This is a genomic window from Salegentibacter agarivorans (genome assembly GCF_900113135.1).
Taxonomy (GTDB): domain Bacteria; phylum Bacteroidota; class Bacteroidia; order Flavobacteriales; family Flavobacteriaceae; genus Salegentibacter; species Salegentibacter agarivorans.
The window spans coordinates 1-22,634 of record NZ_FOOH01000029.1 but is presented as its reverse complement, the minus strand read 5'-3'; the positions used below and the strand labels follow the sequence as shown (position 1 = coordinate 22,634).

Sequence of the window (22,634 nt, the reverse complement as noted above, 5' to 3'; positions counted from 1 at the left end):
AAAAATGAAATCTAAAGGCAAAGAAACAATTATTTTAGGTTTTAACGTGAGTATCAATCGGTAATTGCCATAGTCGCTATACTTAATTTAGTGTTTTTAATTTCCAGTAACTTATTGCCGCAAGCTTCCAAAGTAGCTCCCGTGGTCACCAAATCGTCTACCAACAGGATATGTTTGTTCTCTACTATTTCTGAATTTTCTATTATAAATGTAGCATCAATACTGCCCCACCGGCCAAGACGTTTTTTAAAGGTTTGGGTGCGTGAACCAGATTTTTTTACCAGAACGTTTTCAATAAATTCGGTATCTAATTTTTTGGCGAGTTCCTGTCCAAAGCCGGTAACCTGGTTGTATCCCCTTTGTTTTAATTTTATACGATGAAGTGGAACTGGGATTACACAATCAATTTTTTTAAACGCGGGATGTGATGCCAGTTCTTCTCCCAGCCAGGATCCCAGGAAGGCTCCCACCTCTTCCTGCTTTTTATACTTAAGATTATGAATAAGATTTTGCACCATTCCTTTCTTTTTAAAATAAAGTAGGGAAGTTGCATTTTCTAGAGGTAAACGGGCAGAAAATACTTTTTTGCTAAGGTTTTCGTTATCAAGGTGATAATTAGTGGTTGGGAGTTTATGTAAACAGGAAGTACAAATTACTTTTTCTGTCTTTAACAAAGGGCTGTCACAGCAGTTACATACTGCAGGATAGAATAGGTTTGCTAAATCGTGAAACATTTGTTAAGTCCTTGCTGTTTACCTTATTAAACTCCTAAATTTACAAACAAAATTTATTAATATGATGACCGAAAAGAAAAACAACACCGCGCTTAAGATTTTAACCGGAGTGTTAGCTGTGGCCTTACTGGCCTTAGGTATCTATACAATTAAATTCTATAACGAAGAGAAAGAGAATAAAGCAATTCTTACCAAGGAGAAAGAGGTAATAGAAGACGAGCTTAATGATCTAATTAAGAAATACGATGAGGCCATAGATGAAAATCAGGTGATGGATCAAAACCTGGTAGATGCCAGGAATAGAATAGAGCGTTTACTGGATTCAGTAGAAGATAATGAAGCCAACCTGGTTTTAATTTCTCGCTATCGCAGGGAAATTAGCAATTTAAAATCCGAGAAAGATCGTTTATTTAGAGTGGTAGATAGTCTAAACCGCCAAAACCAAATGATGTCTCAAACTTTAGACAGTACTAACATAATTCTACAGGAAAGAACCAGGGTTTCAGATTCTTTACAAACTACCAACCAGGATCTTTCTAACAAAGTAGATCGGGCAGCGCAGCTTAAAGTCACCAATTTACGTGGGGAAGGAGTTATTGTAAGAAATAGTGGTAAACTGGTAGAAAACGACAGAACCCGAAGAATAGACCAAATTAGAACTTGCTTTACTATAACGGCTAATGATCTTGCCGGGCCGGGAGAAAGGAATATGTATGTGCAGGTTTATAATCCTGAAAATGAATTGGTAGGTGATGAAATTGTGGTAGAACACGAAGGCGGGCCTATGGTATATAGCGCGGCTTCTAAAGTTTATTACGAAAACAACGAGTTGGATGTGTGTTTGTTAGCTAATACCAACGAAAATAGATTGCTGGAAGGTACTTATAAAGTTTACGTATATGCCGATGCGATTTTACTGGGAACAGCATCTTTTAACCTAAGATAATTAAAACTTAAAATTCAAAGGCCGCCCTGCTGTTTATCAGGGCGGTTTTTTTATTTTTGTGCTATGGCAAAACAAGAAGATTTTTTTAAAAATGTAATATCCCATGCTAAAGAGTATGGGTATATTTTTGCATCGAGCGAAATTTACGACGGACTTAGTGCTGTTTACGATTACGGGCAAAATGGGGCTGAATTAAAGAAAAACATCAAAGATTACTGGTGGAAAAGTATGGTGCAGTTGCACCAAAACATCGTTGGTTTAGATGCGGCGATTTTAATGCACCCTACCACCTGGAAGGCTTCGGGTCACGTAGATGCGTTTAACGATCCTTTAATTGATAATAAAGATTCTAAAAAACGATATCGGGCCGATGTTTTGGTTGAAGATTATGCTGAAAAGATCAATCAAAAAGCACAAAAGGAAATTGCAAAAGCAAGGAAACGTTTTGGAGATAAGTTTGATGAAGAAGAATTTGTAAGTACCAACCCCAGGGTTATTCGTTATAAAAAAGAGGAGAAAGAAATTCTTGAGCGCCTTGCCAAATCACTTACCGATGAAAATTTGGCCGATGTTAAAGCGCTAATTGAAGAGTTGGAAATTGCCTGTCCCGAAACGGGTTCTAAAAACTGGACAGATGTTAAGCAGTTCAATTTAATGTTTGGAACCAAGCTGGGTGCTTCAGCCGATTCTGCTACAGACTTATATTTGCGTCCTGAAACTGCCCAGGGAATTTTCGTGAATTTTTCTAACGTGCAAAAAACCGGTCGGATGAAAATTCCTTTTGGAATTGCACAGATAGGAAAAGCTTTTAGAAATGAAATTGTTGCGAGACAGTTTATCTTTCGCCAGCGGGAATTTGAACAAATGGAGATGCAATTTTTTGTGCGTCCCGGCGAAGAATTAAAATGGTTTGAGCACTGGAAAGAAACCCGCCAGAATTGGCACGCTTCTTTAGGTTTAGGCGAAGAAAATTACCGTTTTCACGATCATGAAAAAATGGCGCATTATGCTAATGCTGCTACCGATATAGAATTTAATTTCCCTTTTGGATTTAAAGAATTAGAAGGAATTCATTCCAGAACAGATTTCGATTTAAAAGCACACGAAGAACATTCAGGGAAGAAATTACGTTTCTACGATCCTGAATTAAAAGAAAATTACGTGCCTTATGTAATTGAAACTTCAATTGGCTTAGACAGAATGTTCTTAGCGGTTTTTTCAGCTTCATTAAAAGAAGAAGAACTGGAAGGCGGAACAACAAGAACGGTTTTAAAACTACCTGCTGTATTGGCGCCAACCAAGGCGGCGGTACTGCCACTAGTTAAAAAAGATGGTTTGCCAGAGCTTGCTCACGAAATTATTGAAGAATTAAAATGGGATTTTAGAGTTCAGTATGACGAAAAAGATGCGATTGGCCGTAGATATCGCAGGCAGGATGCTGCGGGAACACCATTGTGTATAACTGTAGATCACGATTCACTTGAAGATAAAAAAGTGACGGTGCGTTACCGTGATACTATGGACCAAAAACGCGTAGATATTACAGAGCTTAAGACACTTATTGAACAGGAGATAGATTTTAAGACCTGGATGAAGAAATAACTTAAAAGTGTTTTTTAAAATTATTAAAAGGAGCGATTAATCAACTTAATCGCTCCTTTTGTTTTAGATACGCATAGAATCATTATTTTTAGAAAGTAAAAGAAGAAGTCTCATCACAATGAAGAAAATTTTATTCCTTTTAGTTTTAATTTTTGGTTTTCATTCTATATTTCTGGGTCAGGATAGAGAAACAGCAGGCCCGGTTTATATAGACTCTGCCAAAGCAGTAACTTCTTCTGCAATGTCTAAAAGGAAATTAATTCCGCCGGCAAAAGAATTCAAAATCTACAATCCAAGAAATCGGGGAATTAACAAAATTGTTCCGGGAAAAGGTTTACCAAAAACCAAGGATGAAGCGCTTCAGCAAAAAATGGGTGAAATCCCTGTGAAGGCTCCCAACTTTACGTTTGAAGCTGCTTCTACACAAGCCACTCCTACAGATCCTACCGGGGCTGCGGGGCCAAACCATTATGTAAACGGATGGAATTCGGCTTTTTCAATTTTCGATAAATCGGGCAACAGAATTATGGAACCTGCTTCTCTTGCCAGTATTGGTGGCGAGTTTACCAATGAAACCCTTGGAGACCCTATTATTTTATACGATGAATTTGCCGATAGGTTCATAATTTCACAGTTCAGCGATACCCCCGAAAGTTTTTTAATCGCAGTCTCACAAGGTCCAGACCCAATGAATGACGGTTGGTACACTTATCGCTTTACCACAAACGGGGTTTTGCCAGATTACCCGAAGATTTCAGTTTGGGGAGACGGTTATTATATCACCACTAATAAAAATACCAGGACCGCCGCCACAAGTCAGGTGGTGTATGCTCTGGAAAGGGACCAAATGCTGGCCGGGGAAACTGCCCAAATTATGTCATTTCCATTGCCCGGTATTAGAACTAACGGATTTTACAGTCCGGCCGGTTTTTCAGGGATTGGAAACGAAATACCTCCTCGGGGAAATTCGCCTATAGTCTTTCTACAAGACGATTCGTGGGCAGGGGTTAATGAAGATCATCTAAAGCTCTGGCTTATTGATGTAGACTGGAATAACCCTTCGGCTTCAACTATTTCAGAATCACAAGAATTAGGAGCGGCAGAGGGAGTTTCGCCTTTTATAGCCACATTTGACGGAGGCTCTTTTTCGAATCTTTCACAACCCGGCGAAGATACTCCCGAAATTGACGTATTACAGGCTACAATGATGTATATGACCATTTACAGACGATTTCAAAATTATAATGCTGTGGTTATGAATTTTGTGGTAGATGTAGATCCCAGTGCGGCCGAGCACGCTGGAATACGTTGGTATGAATTACGCCAGCAAACCGATGGCGGTCCCTGGAGTGTTTACCAGGAAGGAACTTACGCCCCCGATAATAGCGACCGATTTAGCGGAAGTATAGGCCTTGATGCGGAAGGGAATATTGCTCTAGGTTACACGGTTTTAAATGATAATCCGCAAAATCCGGTTTTTCCCTCGCTGCGATATACGGGGAGATACCTTAATGATGAACCGGGAATTATGACTATTGAAGAGCAAAATATTATTGAAGGCGAAAGTCCAAATCCCAATTCCCGCTACGGGGATTATGCGCATTTAAGTGTAGACGCGGCAGATGGACTCACTTTTTGGCATAACGGTGAGTATTTTGTAGGCCAGGAAAGGAAAAATCACGTAGGCGTTTTTAAGATAGCACCAGATTTTGATAATAATCTTGGTGTAGTTTCTTTGGTTAGTCCGCAAGATGCAAGTTTAGGTACAAACGAAGAAATAACTATTAAAATCAGAAACTATGGTAGAAATGCGCAATCTAATTTTGAAGTTAGTTATAGCATAAATGGCGGTGCTGAAGTGACTGAAACTTTTGAAGAAAGTATTGCAGCAACAAGCTCTGCAGAATTCACTTTTTCTGAAACCGCCGATCTTTCTGAAGTTGGAGAAACCTACGAATTTCTTTTCAGCACTAATTTAGAGGGAGATGAAAATAGAGAAAATGATACAATAACTACTTCAGTTAGACATTTGCCGCCAAACGATGTTGGAGTAACTTCAATTGATGCTCCTCAAACCGGTGAGAGCTTAGGAAATTCAGAAGAAATAACCGTGAGTATAGAAAATTTTGGAGGCGAACCACAACAGGATATTCCGGTTTTTTACCAGGTTGGTAATAACACACCGGTAAGAGAAGTTTTTAATGACACGCTGGAAGTGGGAGGTCTTGAAGTTTATACTTTTAATCAAACTGCAGATATTTCACCTTCCGGAAGCTATAGAATTACCGCCGGCACACGACTGGAGAACGATTTTGATGCCAGAAACGACACAAGTGTAAGATCTGTAGCTAATTTAGATTGTATTCCTGAAGGCTCTGATTGTAGTTTTGGTGACGGAATTTCGTTTTTTGAATTAGAAGATGTTCTTAACGAACGTATTCCCTGTGGAAATGGTTATGCCGATTTTATTGGTCTTTCGGCTACTTTAGACCGTTCACAGGGGGAATTTACCGTTTCGGTGCAATCTCACTTTGCTGAAGAGGATAAGGAACAATTCTCAATGTGGATAGATTTTAATGACGATGCCGTTTTTGACGATGACGAACGCGTAATCTCTTCTGAAGTTATTCCTAATGCTAATACGTGGTATTCTTACAATTTTAGTATTCCCGCTGATGCATCTTTAGGGCAACATCTTCTGCGAATAAGAGCCGGAGACACCAGTTTTGACGGTGATCTTAATAATCCGTGTGAAGTAATGGATTATGGAACCACCCACGATTATTCAGTAAATATTACCGATTCTACTTTAGATATTGAAGATTTTATTCTTAACGAAGCCGAATTGGTGGTGGTTTCAGAAGAAAATAAACAGTTTAGAGTAATTATGGAAACCGATTATGATGAAACCCTAAGAATTACGGTTCATAATATTTTAGGACAAAAAATGTTAGAAAATCAGGTAGAAAATAACGGTACAGGCTATGTTTATGAGCTTGATATGTCTTACGCAGCACGAGGGGTTTATTTAGTAAGAATGGGAACGCGCGAAGTAGGAAAAGTAAAACGCTTTATAGTAGAATAGACTTAAATCATAATTTTAAAGGTGTATACTCAAGAATTTACACACAGGCTTGATGAACTTACGCACAGGTTTAAAAAGACATTTGGAGAGCTCAGTGAAAGCCAAATTCACAGGAAACCAGATGCCGAGACCTGGAGTATTGCCCAAAATTTAGAGCATCTGATTTTAATAAATGAGTCGTATTTCCCGGTGATTGATAGGCTGAGAAATAAAAATCATAAAAAACCATTTACGGCAAAATTGGGTTTTTTGGTAAATTTCTTCGGAAAAGTTATTTTAAAATCGGTACAACCTGATACTTCAAAAAAGACCAAAACCTTTTCAATTTGGAAACCTTCTGAAAATACAGCTTCAGAAGATATTCTAAAAAGATTTATAGAACACCAGGAAAAATTAAAACAGAAAATCCTAGATTCTGAAGACTTACTGGAGCAAAACTCGGTAATATCTTCTCCTGCAAATCCTAAAATTGTCTATAAACTTGATGCTGCTTTTAAAATTATTCTTGCTCACGAAGAACGACATCTTCAGCAGGCTAAAAAGCTACTGGAAATTCAGCAATCCAGCTTGTAAATCTTGCATTTAGCCTTATTTTTGAGGAAAATTGACTTAAATGAAGATTATTTCCTATAACGTAAACGGAATTAGAGCTGCCGTTAGAAAAGGCTTTTTAGATTGGGTGCAACAGGCAAATCCAGATGTGGTTTGTTTACAGGAGATAAAAGCAAATCCTGAGCAATTAGACCTCGACGATTTTAAAGAAGCCGGCTATCCTTATCATTACTGGTATCCCGCTCAAAAAAAAGGTTACAGCGGTGTGGCAATTTTAAGTAAGCATAAACCGCTGCATATTGAATATGGCACCGGCATAGATTATATGGACTTTGAAGGCAGAACCATTCGTGCCGATTTTGAAGATTTTTCAATTATAAGTTTGTATTTACCCTCGGGGACAAATATTGCCCGTTTGGAGCATAAACTCCAGTTTATGGACGATTTTCAGCATTATGTAAATGAGTTAAAACAAGATTTCCCCAATTTAATAATTTGCGGAGATTATAATATTTGCCACCAGGCTATAGATATTCACGATCCTGTGCGCTTAAAAAATGTATCAGGTTTCTTACCTGTAGAGCGTGAGTGGATAGATAATTTTATGAAAAGTGGTTTTATAGATTCCTTCAGGCATTTTAATGAGGAAGGTGATAATTATTCCTGGTGGAGTTACCGTGCAAATGCCCGCGCCAACAACAAGGGCTGGCGTATAGATTATAATTTGGTGGCCGAGCCTTTACAAGAAAAACTAAAAAGAGCCGTTATATTACCCGAGGCCAAACACAGCGATCACTGTCCTGTTTTGGTAGAATTGGAATCAGATTTTTAGAAAGCACGTCATTACGAACCAAGTGAAGTAATCTCTACCAAGTTGCAGATTGCTTCACCCGATAATTATCTGGCTCGCAATGACGGTAAATTAGAAGATAATTGAACTTAAAATTATAAAAATGAAAAAAATACTTGTTTTAGCAGTTTCAGCAGTTCTTATTATGACCTCCTGTGTGTCCTCAAAAAAATATGAAGAACTCGAAGGCAGGCACGCCGATTTAAAACGCGAAAACCGAAATACACAATCTGAACTCGATAAATATCGAAATTTAGATGAAGAATATTCAGCATTAAAAAAGGATTATGCTGCAGCTACTGCTGAAAGGGATCGACTAAAAGATGAGTTGGAAAGCTCTAGAAAGAACTATGCAACCCTTAAAAATTCTTACGATGCCTTAGAGGAAAACAGCTCGGCAGCGATTGCAGAAAATTCACGGCAAAACCGTCAACTTTTAGCTGAATTAGAAGAAAAAGAACAGGCGTTGGTAAAGGAGCAAACAAGGTTAGATAAATTACAACGTGATCTTGATGCACGTTCCAGAAGGGTAAACGAACTGGAAGAATTAATTGCGGCCAAAGATGCTAAAATGAATGCATTAAAAGATGCAATTTCAAAAGCTTTAACCAATTTTGAAGGTAAAGGTTTAACTGTAGAACAGCGCGACGGAAAGGTCTATGTTTCTATGGAGAATAAATTATTATTTAGCTCGGGAAGTTGGGCTGTAAATGCTGAAGGAAGACAGGCCGTGCAACAATTAGGTCAGGTTTTAGCAGAAAATCCCGATATCGCGGTTTTGATTGAAGGGCATACCGATAATGTACCTTATGGCGGAAGTGGACCTTTAAATGATAACTGGGATCTTTCAACAAAAAGAGCGACTTCAATAGTTCAAATTTTGAAAGAAAATAATAATATAGATCCGCAGAATTTAACCGCAGCCGGGCGTGGGGAATATGCACCAATCGCAACAAATGAAACTGCTGAAGGAAAAGCAAAAAACCGAAGAATTGAGGTGATTTTAACACCAAAATTAGATGAGGTTACTAAATTGCTGAATGAAGAATAATAACGATGCAGAAATATAATAAATGAAATATACCACACTCCCGAACACCGATATAAAAGTTAGTAAAATTTGCCTGGGAACAATGACCTGGGGCGAACAGAATACAGAAGCCGAAGGCCACGAACAAATTGAATTTGCCCTTGAAAAAGGTGTAAATTTCCTTGACACGGCCGAGATGTATTCTATACCCGGAAAAGCCGAAACCCAGGGCAGTACCGAAAAAATTATTGGTACCTGGTTTAAAAAATCGGGAAAGAGGGAAGATGTAATCCTGACTTCTAAAGTAGTTGGTCCCGGAAATTCTATGGAGCATATTCGGGATAATCTTGGATTTTCTAAGGAAGCTATAACCGATGCTCTGCATAAAAGCCTGAAGAGATTACAAACCGATTATATAGATCTTTATCAACTTCACTGGCCGGAAAGAAATACCAATTTCTTTGGGAAATTAGGTTACGAGCACGATGAAGAGGAAAAATGGGAAGAAAATTTCCAGGAAGTACTTGAAACTTTAAATGAGTTTGTAAAAGAAGGAAAAATAAGGCAGGTTGGTTTGTCTAATGAAACGCCTTACGGACTTTCCCGTTTTCTGGAAGAAAGCAGAAAGCACGATCTTCCAAAAATGATCACGATACAAAACCCTTATAATTTATTGAATAGAAAGGATGAAATTGGCTTAACTGAAATTCTTCATCGTGAAAATGTGGGTTTATTTCCTTATTCCCCATTAGGAATGGGAACTTTAAGTGGAAAACATTTAGACGGAATTCAGGAAAATTCAAGATTAGGTTTGTTTCCGCAGTATAAAAGATATTCAAATGAGCACGCAGTAAAAGCCACCATAGCTTATGCTGAAATTGCTAAAAAGTATAATTTGAATTTCGCGCAAATGTCCCTGGCTTTTGTGAATACGCGTCCGTTTGTAAGCAGTAATATTATTGGTGCAACTTCCATTAAACAATTAGAAGAAAATATTGGTAGTATAGAGGTAAAGCTTTCAGAAGAAGTTTTAGAAGAGATCAATAAAGTTCACGAAGCTTATCCCAATCCTGCGCCATAAAAATCTGATTAATTCCCCCTTCGGGGGTTAGGGGGCTATTGGTGTAACCAAACTGTGATGGATAAAAGAGGCTTTATTCCCTAAAGTTCTTACGTGAAACCACTCACTGGTTTTTCCTAAGAACTGAAGCGTATCCTGAGCTTTCAAAGTACTTAGAATCCTGGAATTTGACGTGGTTGGCTTGTTTCTAAGATTGGCTCTGCTACTCTGTACGATCAATTTGTGCGGAATATTATCTAATTTCTCGGGTTCGGTTTGCAGTGAATTGGCCTGGTAAACAAAATATAGCGGATTTATCGCGCCACGGTAACTTTTATAAATACCAAAATGAAGGTGTGGCGGCGTGGTCCTGGCATTTCCTGTATTGCCCACAAAACCTAAAGTATCTCCTCTTTTTACACTTCCGGTAATATTTGCAATACTATCTAAATGCGCATAATAAAGCGACTGATTGCGCTTGCGGTCTCGTAGCCAAACCTGTTTACCGCCAAGGCCTTTTTCACCGGTATAGCCAATACTGCCGTTTGTAGCCGCTACCACAGGTGTTCCTCTTTTTGCGAAAATATCAATGCCTTCGTGGCTTCTTGCACCACCATCACGATTATCGCCCCAATAACTTTGTACGTTAGTATTGACTCCAGAAGCTACCGGAAAAAAATAAGCAGGACTTTTCTCCATTTTAAATGCAAATGGAGTGGTGGCTTCAATTTCCGGCTGGATTACCACTTTGTAAGTCGCTGTTTTTTCAGCTTCAAAACTTAAAGTTTTCTTCTGAAAATCTGAAGATTTGACTTTTTCAAATTTATTGATTGTATCAGCGATTTTTTCGAAAAGCTCAATAAAAACCAATTGTTTTGTAGAATCGGTTTCTACTTCTAAATTAAGAACTTCACCGGGTTGGAGTTGGATTTCATAAGAATACACTGAAAAACTTTTAGGAAAGAATTTACCGGTTTCGGCGTAAGGAAGGTTTACACTTACACTATCCTTAAAAGCGGTTTCAACCGAATTTTCCCAAATGGAGAACAATTCATCTGAAACATTAAAATCCCGTTTATACTGTTCTTTTGCGGTTGGATTGGTAATAAAATCGGAGGCTTTATTGATTTGCGAACATCCCGAAATTATTAAAATAAGAAATAAGCTTAAAATTTTTATCTGCTTCATAGTCTTGCGTTTCCGTGCAATTTAAAGCAGTAATTATGCCAGATTAAGATGCTATTTTTTCAACATTCTATTTTTTTATTACCCAAACAAATGGCTTACAACATCCTCAATTTTCGCCACTTTCACTACGTTAATATTGAAGTTATTTTTTGGGATCTTGCTTTGTTTGGAAACCAAAATTGAAGCAAAACCAAGTTTTTCGGCTTCAATAATGCGCTGTTCCACGCGGGTCACAGGTCTAATTTCACCGGCAAGTCCAACTTCAGCAGCAAAACAAATATCTTTTGGAATAGAGATGTCTTCATTGGAAGATAAGATCGCAGCGATTACAGCAAGGTCTATTGCGGGATCGTCTACACTAATTCCACCTGTAATATTTAGGAAAACATCTTTGGCGCCTAATCTAAAACCGGCTCGCTTTTCTAAAACCGCCAATAACATATTCAGTCTTTTTACATTATAACCGGTGGCAGAACGTTGTGGAGTTCCATAAACAGCTGTGCTAACCAGCGCCTGAATTTCTATCATAAGCGGGCGCATTCCTTCCAGCGTGGCTGAAATTGCTGTTCCGCTTAGATCTTCGTCATTTTTGGAAATGAGGATTTCAGAAGGATTACTTACTTCCCGTAGTCCGCTGCCCTGCATTTCGTAAATTCCCAGCTCGTGGGTAGAACCAAAACGGTTTTTATGGGCTCTTAGAATTCGATATACGTGGTTTCTGTCGCCTTCAAACTGCAAAACGGTATCAACCATATGCTCCAGCACTTTTGGGCCGGCAATGCTTCCTTCTTTTGTAATATGGCCAATTAAAATAACCGGAGTATTGGTTTCTTTGGCGAATTTTATAAGTTCTGCGGTACATTCCCTAATTTGGGAAATACTCCCCGGCGCACTTTCAATATAATCGCTGTGTAGGGTTTGTATGGAGTCTATAATAATTACTTCAGGCTCAATAGCTTCAATTTGCCTGAAGATATTTTGAGTTTTGGTTTCGGTAAGAATATAGCAATTGGCAGCAACGGGATTGATGCGTTCTGCACGCATTTTTATTTGCTGCTGACTTTCTTCGCCCGAAACGTATAAAACTTTGTAGTTTAATTGAAGTGAAATTTGAAGGAGAAGTGTACTTTTTCCTATGCCCGGTTCACCGCCCAGTAGGGTGAGCGATCCCGGAACAAGTCCGCCGCCTAAAACACGATCCAGCTCATTATTGCCGGTATGCCATCGGTTTTGAGGACTATTTTCAATTTCAGCTATTTTTAATGGCTTGGCGGTACGCTTAGCTTCGCGTTCGCTAGGAGATTTCCAATCTTTTGCATCGGGTTTTTCTACAATTTCTTCAGCAATAGTATTCCATTCTCCACAAGCGCTGCATTTGCCCTGCCACTTTGCATATTGGCTGCCACAATTCTGGCAATAAAACGTTGATTTAACCTTGGCCATTTAGCTTTGATTTTTCCCGCTAATAACCGAAATCTTTTTTAATTGCATCAGCTTTTGCCAGCATAAAATCGGTATCTAAGAATGCAATTTTTTCCTGTCCGTAAGCATTTTGATAGGTGCGCATTGCTTTTTTAGGATTGCCGGTTTCTTCTTCATAACGGGCTTCAAAAAAAGTTCCCAGCATAGTGCCCGGATAATTATCGTAAGCTAATTTGCTTAATTCTTTATAATCATCCCATCTACGGGTTTTTTCTATCGCGTTATGAACGGCCATAAAATCTTCTAATCTTATTTTTTTCTGAATATTAAAAAGCTCATTAATGCTCTCATATTTATCAGTTAAAAACTTAACAGAAGACACCGAAGTTTGCAATAAAAGTTCGTTATAATCTTTTTGGCTAATAGGCCGGTAAACGCTAAACATGCTTTCTAAGGCAGAGGGTATTGCTTTTCCTACCAGTGAATAGTGCGTGGCATTATCAAAATTATCGAACTTATAAGTTACCAAATCGTTTTCTATTGCCGCAAGCTGGGAGTTTAGATCTTCAATTCCCTTTTTTAATTGTGGAATATCTGATGTTCCCGTAGCCAGATAAATCCATTTTTTAGTTTCAGATTTAGCTAAATTACTGCTGATGCGATCTGCCATTGGAGGCGCTAAATCTGGGCTAAGATTGATATAGCCATCAAAAATAGGATCGGGTTTTAGTAAATAATAATTGATAAAATTTGCGGTATAATCGTGGCCGGCAATCACCCTGAAATCTGCAGTTCGATATTTATTATCCAGGTGCTGCATAAGCTCCATTCCCAGGAACTCAAAAAAGGCTGCGCCTTTATCTGCCGGAAGAAAATTTCGCTCGTCATAATAAGCATCGTCCATACGGGTTTTGCTCTGGTTAACGCCAACCACAATCATTTCGGGCGCATCTTCCCAGTAGGAAGCATAGTCTACATTACCTGCCATAGGCTCAAACAGGTAGTCACCATCTAACACAAGAATTACCGGATATGTTTTTTCGGTATTTTCCTCGTAGTTTCGTGGGAGTTGAATCTTGATTTCTCTTGTTTCACCGAGCTTTTCGGAAGAAATCGTTTCGTAAAGAGTTTGTGCTGAGCTTAGTAGCGGCGCCACTAGCAGCACAAAAATGAGTAATTTTTTTACCATAGGTGTTAGGTTTTGTTTAACCTACACAAGATATATATTATTTTTGACGGTTGAAAATGGGAAGAAATATAAAGGATAATCCGCCTAAGATGAGCACCATTAGGGTTTGCGTACCCCAGGTGAGCCAGCCAAATGCTTCGCCACTTTGTTTGGAAATGCCAAAAAGCATCAAAATTGCGCCAATAGCTACAGGATAAACGCCAATTCCGCCATTTGTTGCAGAAATGGCAAAAGAACCTACTACAAAAGCAGCCATGATTATTGAAAATTCAGTATTTCCTAATCCTGGTATTGAAAATACAATAACATAAAACATTAAAATATACATGAACCAAATGAAAAGGGTATGAAAGATAAAAGCCCATTTTTGTTTCATTTTCAAAATACTGCGCATTCCTTCTAAAAGCCCATAAGCCATTTTCTTAATGCGTACCAGGAACGGAAGTTGAGATCTTTTAATAATTTGAAGTCCTAGAACTCCTAATAATACCAGGGCTAAAAGAATTCCCAGGCTAAATAACGGATTGATTTCGTTGGCTCTAAAATAAGCGAGAAGGTGTTCGGTTTGAAGAAATAAAGTGATGGCTGTAATGCTAAGCATCACGATAACATCGGCTATTCTTTCAGAAATAATGGTCCCGAAAGCTTTTTCAAAAGGAACTTTCTCATAAGAAGAAAGGCTGGCGGCTCTAAGCACCTCACCAGATCTTGGAATTCCAAAGTTAGCCAGGTAGCCGGCCATTACCGCCATAAAACTATTGGCTAATTTAGGTTTGTAGCCCAGGGGTTCCAGCATGAATTTCCACCTATATGCCCTGGACAGGTGAGAAAGGCCTCCAAAAAGCATGGAGAGTAGTAAAAACCAGGGATTGGCCGTTGAAATATTTTCCCATAATTCCTGCCGTTCCTGTGGGGTGGCACTTTTAAGAGAATACCAGATTAAAAAAACTCCCAATAATAATGGGAGTACGATTTTAAGTATTTTAATTATCTTTTTTTTCACCTGATTAACTCAAGAGATTGGTTTCTTCGTTTGGGAAAACCAGGGAGGGTTTAAAAGCTTTCGCTTCTTCAAAATCCATAATCGCATATGCGATAAGAATTAAAATATCGCCTTTAGCCACTTTTCTTGCTGCAGCACCGTTTAAAGTAATTTCGCCAGAATTTCTTGGCCCGGGAATTACGTAAGTTTCTAAACGTTCACCATTGTTATTATTTACAATTTGAACTTTTTCGCCTTCAATAATATTTGCAGCTTCCATAAGATCTTCATCTATAGTGATGCTTCCAATATAATTTAAATCGGCGCCTGTAACTTTTACTCTATGAATTTTTGATTTTACTACGTGAACTTGCATAGATTATTCTTCGTTGTTTAAAGCGATATTATCTATAAGCCTAATATCGCCGGCATAAGCCGCTATAAAAGCGCGGTAATTATGACCTTTTCTTTTTCGGTTAATTTTTTTTAAAGTTTGGGTATTTGCAATTTCAAAATATTCCAATTCCAGAACGGGATGATTTTTAAATTGTTCTTTTACCCAGTTGTGTATATAATCTGCACTTTTTGTGCCAAATAGTTCCCTGGTTTTAAGAAGGGTCTGGTAAATAAACGAAGCTTCTTCTCGTTGCTCTTTATCTAATCTTTCATTACGTGAACTTCTTGCCAAACCGTTATCTTCCCGTAAAATGGGACAGCCAATAATTTCTACCGGAAGCTCTGCTTTTTCGGTTAATTTCCTAACAATTTGCAATTGCTGAAAGTCTTTTTCTCCAAAAAAAGCTTTGTGTGGCTCTACTATTGTAAATAGTCTTTTTACAATTGTTCCTACCCCGTCAAAATGTCCGTTTCGGTATTTTCCCTCCATTACCTGCTCCAAACCGTCAAAATTAAACTGTTCAGAACTTATATTTTCGCCATATAATTCGTTAGCGGTGGGAGCAAAAATCCAGAGGTGGTCACTGGCCTCTTCAAGGAGCTTAATGTCTTCGTCTAAAGTGCGTGGATATTTCTCAAGATCTGCAGGATTGTCAAATTGAGTTGGGTTAACAAAGATGCTGATAATCACCCGGTCACAACTTTCTAAAGCCTGTTTCACTAAAGATAAATGCCCGTGGTGTAGAGCACCCATTGTAGGGACTAAGCCAATGATTTTGGCTTTGGATTTTTCGGCATTAATGGCCGCTTTTAAAGGGGTTTTTTCTTTGAAAACCTGCATTTTATTATAAAATTAACAGCGTGCAAACTTAATATATTACCAGCAATCTGCATAAATTTTTGTAATTTTGCGTGTTTTTTGTTCGCAATCGCAATTAAAGCAATCAATTTATGAAAGATAAGAGGATATTGTACGTATCATCTGAAGTTATTCCTTACCTGCCTGAAACCGAAATATCATCCACGTCTTTTGAAGCCGCAAAAATGGTAAATAATATTGGAGGGCAAATTAGAATTTTTATGCCCCGGTTTGGTAACATCAACGAACGTCGCCACCAGCTACACGAAGTGATAAGGCTCTCGGGGATGAATTTGGTGATTAATGACCTGGATATGCCGTTAATAATTAAAGTGGCTTCGATCCCAAAGGAAAGAATGCAGGTTTACTTTATAGATAACGAAGATTATTTTAAAAGAAAAGCTACTCTTACCGATGAAGAAGGCAATATGTTTGACGACAACGACGAACGAGCCATCTTTTTTGCCAAAGGAGTAATAGAAACCGTTAAGAAATTAAACTGGTCTCCCGATATTATTCACGTTCATGGCTGGCTGGCATCTTTGCTGCCGCTATACCTTAGACGCTATTATGGAAATGAGCCATTATTTAGTGGAGCAAAAATAGTTACCTCAATATACAATCAAGACTTCGAAGGAACGTTAGATGAAGATATGCAGGAGAAAGTTTTGTATGACGGGATGGAAAAAGAAGATATAAAGCATTTAAAAACCCCAAACTACGTTAATTTAATGAAGCTTGCGGCAGATCATTCAGATGCTATAATCACTGCAGGCGAAGACCTTCCTGAAGATCTTTCAAAATATATTGGCAGGCTTAATAAGCCAATACTTCCATATAAAAACAGGGAAGAATTTAGCCAGGCTTATCAGGATTTTTACACTAACGAAGTTTTATCTGAATAGAAATTTTTATCGAATGAATTTAATGAGAATGATGTACAAAACAGCAACTTTATTTGTTGTTGTTTTTGCTTTTGTGGGCTGTGATGATGAATATAGCACCGTTGGCGGTGAAATTATAGAAAACCCGAGTAACCTTGAGCTGGAAGAAGTTGAAGTAACCGCTTACAGCAAAAAACTAAATTCAGTACAAACCAATAACCTGAGCAACCATTTACTTGGCGTTTATAATCACCCTATCTACGGGCAAACTACAGCCAGTATTCTCAGCCAGCTTTCTTTACCTACCAATAACCCAACTTTTGGGGTAGAACCAGAGCTTGATAGCGTGGTTTTAACCATTCCTTATTTTAGTACCGAAGGAGATTTAGACGAAGATGGGAATATTCAATACGCTTTAGATTCCGTTTACGGAAATACACCCATAAAAATCTCACTTCAGGAATCTAATTATTTTCTGAATACTTTAGATCCCGAGGCCGATTTCCAGGATAGCCAAAAGTATTATTCAGATCAGCAGGAATTATTTGAGGAGAACCTAATTGGTGATGTTATCTATGAAAATGACAATTTTGTGCCTTCTTCTCAAGCCATCGTTTCTTATGAAGAAAACGACGAAGGTGAACAGGATACCATTACTTCTGGTCCCGCTTTAAGAATAAAACTGCCGGTAGAATATTTTGAAAAGAAAATTATTGATAAAGAAGGTTCCAGTGTGCTTAGCAATAATAATAATTTCAAGAATTATTTACGCGGAATGTTCATTAAAGCCGAGGCAACGGCTGAAGATGGGACTATGATGTTATTTAATCTTAAGGCTGGTGATGCTGGAATTGAGCTTTTCTATACTACTGAAGTAGAAACCACTAATGATGACGGTGATACTGAAACGCTAAGAGATCCAAGAAGTTATAAACTTAGTTTTGGAAGCACCATTGTAAATACTTTTAAAGGCGAATATCCTGGAGATGTTTTGCAGGCTATAGAAGAAAGTAATGAAGATTCTGGAGCCGAAAAACTCTTTCTTAATGGAGGGGAAGGAACCATGGCAGTGATTGAGCTTTTTGAAAGTGAAGAACAAATAGCGGCATTTAGAGAAAACGAATGGTTAATTAACGAAGCAAATCTTTCGTTCTATGTTGACCAGGATTTTGTGGCCGGTATTGACGAGCCATCTCGTTTGTATCTATACGATTTGGATAATAATAGAATTATAGCCGATTATAGTTTTGCAAGAAATTTTGTGCAGGATGGTAATGAAAATAATCCGTCTACGTCGCTTACTTCTTTCTCTACACCTTTAGAAATTGATGAAGATGAAAACGGGGTGCGTTATAAACTAAATGTTACGCAGCACGTTTCCAATATTATTGAAGAAGAGGCAGATAATGTAAGATTAGGCCTTGCTATTACTCAAAATATTAATATTACCAATAACGCGGCGGTTAGGAATACTGAAGCGGTGAAATTCTATCCTGCAATGGGGATAATTAGCCCAAAGGGCACTGTACTACACGGTAACCTTTCTAACAACGAAGAAAAAAGATTAAAACTAAGAATTTACTATACTGAGATTAATAATTAAATAACACCAATATACTATGTGCGGAATTGTAGGATATATTGGGCATAGGGATGCTTATCCCGTTGTCTTAAAAGGACTCCAAAGACTGGAATATCGTGGGTACGATAGTGCAGGAATTGCCCTTTATGATGGAAAGGAACTTAAACTTTGTAAAACCAAAGGGAAAGTTGCCGATCTAAAAGAAAAGCTTGAAAACACTATTACAACCAATGGAAATGTAGCTATTGGGCATACACGTTGGGCAACGCACGGGGTTCCAAACGATGTGAATTCTCACCCTCATTACTCAAATTCTGGAGATATTGTAATTATTCATAACGGAATTATAGAAAATTACGATGCGCTTAAAAAGGAGTTAAAAACTCGTGGTTATACTTTTAAAAGTGATACTGATACCGAGGTTTTGGTTAATCTTATAGAAGATGTAATTATTAATGAAGGTGTTAAGCTTGGTAAAGCAGTGCAAATTGCATTGAACCAAACTGTTGGAGCCTATGCAATCGCGGTTTACAATAAAACAAAGCCAGACGAGATTGTAGTAGCTCGTTTAGGGAGTCCGCTTGCAATTGGCGTTGGAGAAGATGAATTCTTTATCGCTTCAGATGCCTCTCCTTTTATTGAATATACCAATAATGCAATTTACCTGGAAGACGGGGAAATGGCTGTGGTGAGAAGAGGTAAAGAGGTTAAGGTTAGAAAGATTAAGGATGATACTTTGGTAGATCCCTATGTTCAGGAGCTTCAATTAAATCTTGAGCAGATTGAAAAAGGTGGTTACGATCACTTTATGCTTAAAGAAATTCACGAGCAACCTACTGCAATTAAAGATACTTATCGTGGTAGAATGTTACCTGATGAAGGTTTAATAAGAATGGCCGGGGTAGATGATAACTTAGAGCGTATTGCTAATGCAAAACGAATTCTTATCGTAGCCTGCGGTACCAGCTGGCACGCCGGTTTGGTAGCTGAATATATTTTTGAGGAACTTGCCAGAATTCCTGTAGAAGTAGAATATGCTTCAGAATTCAGGTATCGTAATCCTATTATTTCAGAAAAAGATGTAATTATAGCAATCTCCCAAAGTGGGGAAACTGCCGATACTATGGCGGCTATTAAGCTTGCCAAGGAAAAGGGTGCATTTGCTTTTGGAGTTTGTAATGTGGTAGGTTCTTCCATTTCCAGGGAAACCCACGCGGGGGCTTACACTCACGCTGGTCCTGAAATTGGGGTAGCTTCAACAAAAGCTTTTACTACGCAAATTACCGTGCTTACCTTAATGGCGCTAAAACTTGCAAAACATAATGGTACGATCTCTAATACAGATTTCATGACCTATTTGCAGGAAATGGAGCGTATTCCTGCAAAAATTGAAAAAGCATTGGAAGGTGATGAGCATATAAAGATGATCGCCGATATTTATAAAGATGCCAGGAACTGCCTTTATTTAGGTAGAGGGTTTAACTTCCCAGTAGCTTTAGAAGGAGCGCTTAAACTTAAAGAGATTTCCTATATACACGCTGAAGGTTATCCTGCTGCCGAAATGAAACACGGCCCAATTGCGCTTATAGATGAAGAAATGCCGGTTGTGGTTATTGCAACCAAAAAAGGACATTACGAAAAAGTAGTAAGCAATATCCAGGAAATTAAATCCAGAAGCGGTAAAATTATCGCGATTGTGACTGAAGGTGACGAAGAGGTGAGAGACCTTGCCGATCACGTGATTGAAGTACCAGAAACTTTAGAGCCGTTAACACCGCTTCTAACAACTATTCCACTTCAGTTATTGTCATACCATATTGCGGTATTACTTGGAAAGAATGTAGATCAGCCAAGAAACCTGGCCAAATCTGTTACAGTTGAGTAAACTTTCAGAATAAATTATAAGAGTACAGAGATCCCTTTTGAAGATATTTCAGAAGGGATTTTCTTTTAAAATAATACTTTCAGAAGAATTTTTGCCGGCTTTAATAAGCTTCAAAAAAGTTATTTTAAGAGAGGTATGATTTTATTAAGAAAAAACTATCTTTGCAGCCTGAAAATACCCTTGTGCTATTTTAACACATTGTGAATTATTGCATTGAGTATTTCCAGATATTTTAAATACGAAAACATTAAAGAATTAAATAATGTCTAAAGTAACAGGTAAAGTTGCCCAAATTATTGGCCCTGTAGTTGATGTTGTGTTCGACTCAGAGAATGCTGAATTGCCAAAAATCTACGATTCTTTGGAAATCACCAGAAAAGATGGTTCCCTTCTAATTTTAGAAGTGCAATCTCACATTGGTGAAGAAACAGTGAGAACAGTATCTATGGATTCTACCGATGGTTTAAGCCGCGGGGTAGAAGTAGTAGCAACTGGAGCGCCTATTCAAATGCCGGTTGGTAAAGAAGTTTATGGCCGTTTGTTTAACGTGGTAGGTGATGCTATTGACGGGCTTGGGAATTTGCCAAAAGCCGGAAATGACGGTATGTCTATTCACAGGGAAGCGCCAAAATTTGAAGACTTATCTGTTTCTACAGAGGTTTTATTTACCGGGATTAAAGTAATTGACCTTATTGAGCCTTATGCAAAAGGAGGTAAGATTGGTCTTTTTGGTGGTGCCGGTGTAGGTAAAACAGTACTTATACAGGAATTAATTAACAATATCGCTAAAGGCCACGGTGGTCTTTCGGTATTTGCCGGAGTAGGAGAGCGTACTCGTGAAGGGAATGACCTTCTTCGAGAAATGCTTGAATCTGGTATTATAAAATATGGTGACGCTTTTTCTGAATCTATGGAAGAAGGTGGTTGGGATCTTAAAAAAGTAGATAAAACTGCTATGTTAGATTCTAAAGCAACTTTCGTTTTTGGACAGATGAATGAGCCACCTGGAGCACGTGCTCGTGTAGCGCTTTCTGGACTTACAATTGCGGAATATTTCCGTGATGGAGCCGGAGAAGGCCAGGGGAAGGACGTTCTTTTCTTCGTAGATAACATTTTCCGTTTTACACAGGCAGGTTCAGAGGTGTCTGCACTTCTAGGGCGTATGCCATCTGCGGTGGGTTATCAACCAACTTTGGCAACAGAGATGGGTGCTATGCAAGAGCGTATTACTTCAACTAAAAACGGATCTATTACATCTGTACAGGCGGTTTACGTACCTGCGGATGACCTTACTGACCCGGCGCCGGCAACAACGTTTGCCCACCTGGATGCAACAACGGTACTTTCACGTAAAATTGCCGAGCTTGGTATTTATCCTGCGGTAGATCCTTTAGAATCTACTTCAAGAATTCTTACCGCTGATATTTTAGGTGACGATCATTATAAATGTGCACAACGTGTAAAAGAGCTTTTACAGCGATATAAAGAATTGCAGGATATTATTGCTATTCTTGGTATGGAAGAGCTTTCTGAAGAAGATAAGCTTGCGGTATCCCGTGCAAGACGTGTGCAACGTTTCCTTTCGCAGCCTTTCCACGTAGCCGAACAGTTTACCGGTTTAAAAGGAGTTTTGGTTGATATTAAAGAAACTATTAAAGGATTTAATATGATTATGGATGGGGAATTAGATCACCTTCCGGAATCTGCCTTTAACCTTAAAGGAACCATTGAAGAAGCGATCGAGGCCGGTGAGAAAATGTTGGCTGAAGAAGACTAATTAAAAAGTAAACAATGGTCAGTGAGCAGTATTCAGTAAATATTTTTTGCTGAATGTTGTAAACACAAACTAAAAAATATGTACTTAGAAATAGTAACTCCTGAAGCTGTAGTTTTTAAAGCTGATGTTGATGCGGTAAAAGTTCCCGGTCACGATGGGGAATTTCAAATGCTGAACAATCACGCTCCTATAGTTTCTACATTGGTTGAAGGGGAAGTTAAAATTCAACTTGCTGCCTCTAATAAAGAATTAGACGATGAGCTTTCTGAAGATTTTAGAAAAGACTCTGCAAACAGCAACATTCTTTATTATACCATTAAAGGTGGTGTATTAGAAATGAAAGACAATAAAGCCATTATACTTGCTGATTAATTTCAGGAAATTTAATATAAGAAGAGCCGGGCAATTGCCCGGCTTTTTGTTTGCCCTGCACGCAAACAATTCCGGGACTTGAAAGAAAGTCCGCTCACCTGATCGGAGGGAAGAGCAATGCGAAGTCAAGTGCGTCACTGGCAACGGTGGGGTGTGAAGGAAGACCTAGCAAGTTAGTGGAACATAGAGAAATCGAACCGATTCTGGCATATATTGGGGGTAAGGTTGCAAAAAGTGCC

Annotated in this window: 19 protein-coding genes; 12 read left to right on the top strand and 7 right to left on the bottom strand. The window is 38.4% G+C overall.

Annotated elements, in window-relative coordinates; all coding sequences use genetic code 11:
* Window positions 1-53: 53 nt before the first annotated feature.
* Window positions 54-734, bottom strand: a complete 681-nt coding sequence (locus BM084_RS16510; protein ID WP_093306123.1) for a ComF family protein — start codon at window positions 732-734, stop codon at window positions 54-56.
* A 61-nt stretch (window positions 735-795) separates the two neighbouring features.
* On the opposite strand from BM084_RS16510, the gene BM084_RS16505 reads away from it, so the two are divergent.
* From BM084_RS16505 to BM084_RS16475, 7 genes are all read left to right on the top strand, one after another.
* Complete coding sequence (locus BM084_RS16505) at window positions 796-1,680, top strand: hypothetical protein (RefSeq protein ID WP_083634133.1); 885 nt, start codon at window positions 796-798, stop codon at window positions 1,678-1,680.
* A gap of 63 nt (window positions 1,681-1,743) precedes the next feature.
* Window positions 1,744-3,282 carry a glycine--tRNA ligase gene (locus BM084_RS16500; RefSeq protein ID WP_093306121.1) on the top strand — a complete coding sequence of 513 codons (1,539 nt, stop codon included), beginning with the start codon at window positions 1,744-1,746 and terminating at the stop codon, window positions 3,280-3,282.
* Between the two features lie 118 nt (window positions 3,283-3,400).
* Window positions 3,401-6,367, top strand: coding sequence for a GEVED domain-containing protein (locus BM084_RS16495; protein ID WP_075325565.1), 2,967 nt, complete (start codon window positions 3,401-3,403; stop codon window positions 6,365-6,367).
* A gap of 21 nt (window positions 6,368-6,388) precedes the next feature.
* Window positions 6,389-6,940, top strand: a complete 552-nt coding sequence (locus BM084_RS16490) for a DinB family protein (protein WP_075325566.1) — start codon at window positions 6,389-6,391, stop codon at window positions 6,938-6,940.
* A gap of 40 nt (window positions 6,941-6,980) precedes the next feature.
* Complete coding sequence (locus BM084_RS16485) at window positions 6,981-7,751, top strand: exodeoxyribonuclease III (protein WP_075325567.1); 771 nt, start codon at window positions 6,981-6,983, stop codon at window positions 7,749-7,751.
* A 121-nt stretch (window positions 7,752-7,872) separates the two neighbouring features.
* Window positions 7,873-8,820 carry an OmpA/MotB family protein gene (locus tag BM084_RS16480; RefSeq protein ID WP_075325568.1) on the top strand — a complete coding sequence of 316 codons (948 nt, stop codon included), beginning with the start codon at window positions 7,873-7,875 and terminating at the stop codon, window positions 8,818-8,820.
* Between the two features lie 22 nt (window positions 8,821-8,842).
* Window positions 8,843-9,880, top strand: a complete 1,038-nt coding sequence (locus BM084_RS16475) for an NADP(H)-dependent aldo-keto reductase (RefSeq protein WP_093306119.1) — start codon at window positions 8,843-8,845, stop codon at window positions 9,878-9,880.
* 27 nt (window positions 9,881-9,907) lie between these two features.
* Here BM084_RS16475 and BM084_RS16470 read toward each other — a convergent pair whose 3' ends face one another.
* The 6 genes from BM084_RS16470 to panC form a co-directional block, all read right to left on the bottom strand.
* Entirely contained in the window at window positions 9,908-11,047 is a 1,140-nt protein-coding gene (locus tag BM084_RS16470; protein WP_075325570.1) for a M23 family metallopeptidase, read from the bottom strand.
* Window positions 11,048-11,125: 78 nt separating this feature from the next.
* Window positions 11,126-12,490: a DNA repair protein RadA gene (gene radA / locus BM084_RS16465; RefSeq protein ID WP_075325571.1), complete on the bottom strand. Its 1,365-nt coding sequence runs from the start codon at window positions 12,488-12,490 to the stop codon at window positions 11,126-11,128.
* Window positions 12,491-12,509: 19 nt separating this feature from the next.
* Window positions 12,510-13,658 (bottom strand): alpha/beta hydrolase, encoded by a 1,149-nt coding sequence (locus BM084_RS16460; RefSeq protein ID WP_075325572.1) that lies wholly within the window; start codon window positions 13,656-13,658, stop codon window positions 12,510-12,512.
* Window positions 13,659-13,695: 37 nt separating this feature from the next.
* A complete protein-coding gene (locus BM084_RS16455; RefSeq protein ID WP_075325573.1) occupies window positions 13,696-14,661 on the bottom strand; it encodes a lysylphosphatidylglycerol synthase transmembrane domain-containing protein in 966 nt (321 codons plus the stop codon).
* Between the two features lie 4 nt (window positions 14,662-14,665).
* Window positions 14,666-15,016, bottom strand: coding sequence for an aspartate 1-decarboxylase (panD, locus tag BM084_RS16450; RefSeq protein WP_075325574.1), 351 nt, complete (start codon window positions 15,014-15,016; stop codon window positions 14,666-14,668).
* A 3-nt stretch (window positions 15,017-15,019) separates the two neighbouring features.
* Window positions 15,020-15,877, bottom strand: a complete 858-nt coding sequence (gene panC / locus BM084_RS16445) for a pantoate--beta-alanine ligase (protein WP_075325575.1) — start codon at window positions 15,875-15,877, stop codon at window positions 15,020-15,022.
* Window positions 15,878-15,987: 110 nt separating this feature from the next.
* Between panC and BM084_RS16440 the strand changes: the two genes are divergently transcribed.
* The 5 genes from BM084_RS16440 (at window position 15,988) to BM084_RS16420 (ending at window position 22,395) form a co-directional block, all read left to right on the top strand.
* A complete protein-coding gene (locus BM084_RS16440) occupies window positions 15,988-16,800 on the top strand; it encodes a glycogen/starch synthase (protein WP_075325576.1) in 813 nt (270 codons plus the stop codon).
* Window positions 16,801-16,828: 28 nt separating this feature from the next.
* Window positions 16,829-18,382 carry a BamH family beta-barrel-assembly machinery protein gene (locus BM084_RS16435; RefSeq protein ID WP_245764398.1) on the top strand — a complete coding sequence of 518 codons (1,554 nt, stop codon included), beginning with the start codon at window positions 16,829-16,831 and terminating at the stop codon, window positions 18,380-18,382.
* A gap of 16 nt (window positions 18,383-18,398) precedes the next feature.
* Window positions 18,399-20,246, top strand: coding sequence for a glutamine--fructose-6-phosphate transaminase (isomerizing) (glmS, locus tag BM084_RS16430; protein ID WP_075325578.1), 1,848 nt, complete (start codon window positions 18,399-18,401; stop codon window positions 20,244-20,246).
* A gap of 262 nt (window positions 20,247-20,508) precedes the next feature.
* Window positions 20,509-22,023: a F0F1 ATP synthase subunit beta gene (atpD, locus tag BM084_RS16425; RefSeq protein ID WP_037317700.1), complete on the top strand. Its 1,515-nt coding sequence runs from the start codon at window positions 20,509-20,511 to the stop codon at window positions 22,021-22,023.
* Window positions 22,024-22,101: 78 nt separating this feature from the next.
* Window positions 22,102-22,395 (top strand): F0F1 ATP synthase subunit delta/epsilon, encoded by a 294-nt coding sequence (locus tag BM084_RS16420; RefSeq protein WP_075325579.1) that lies wholly within the window; start codon window positions 22,102-22,104, stop codon window positions 22,393-22,395.
* Window positions 22,396-22,634 lie beyond the last annotated feature (239 nt).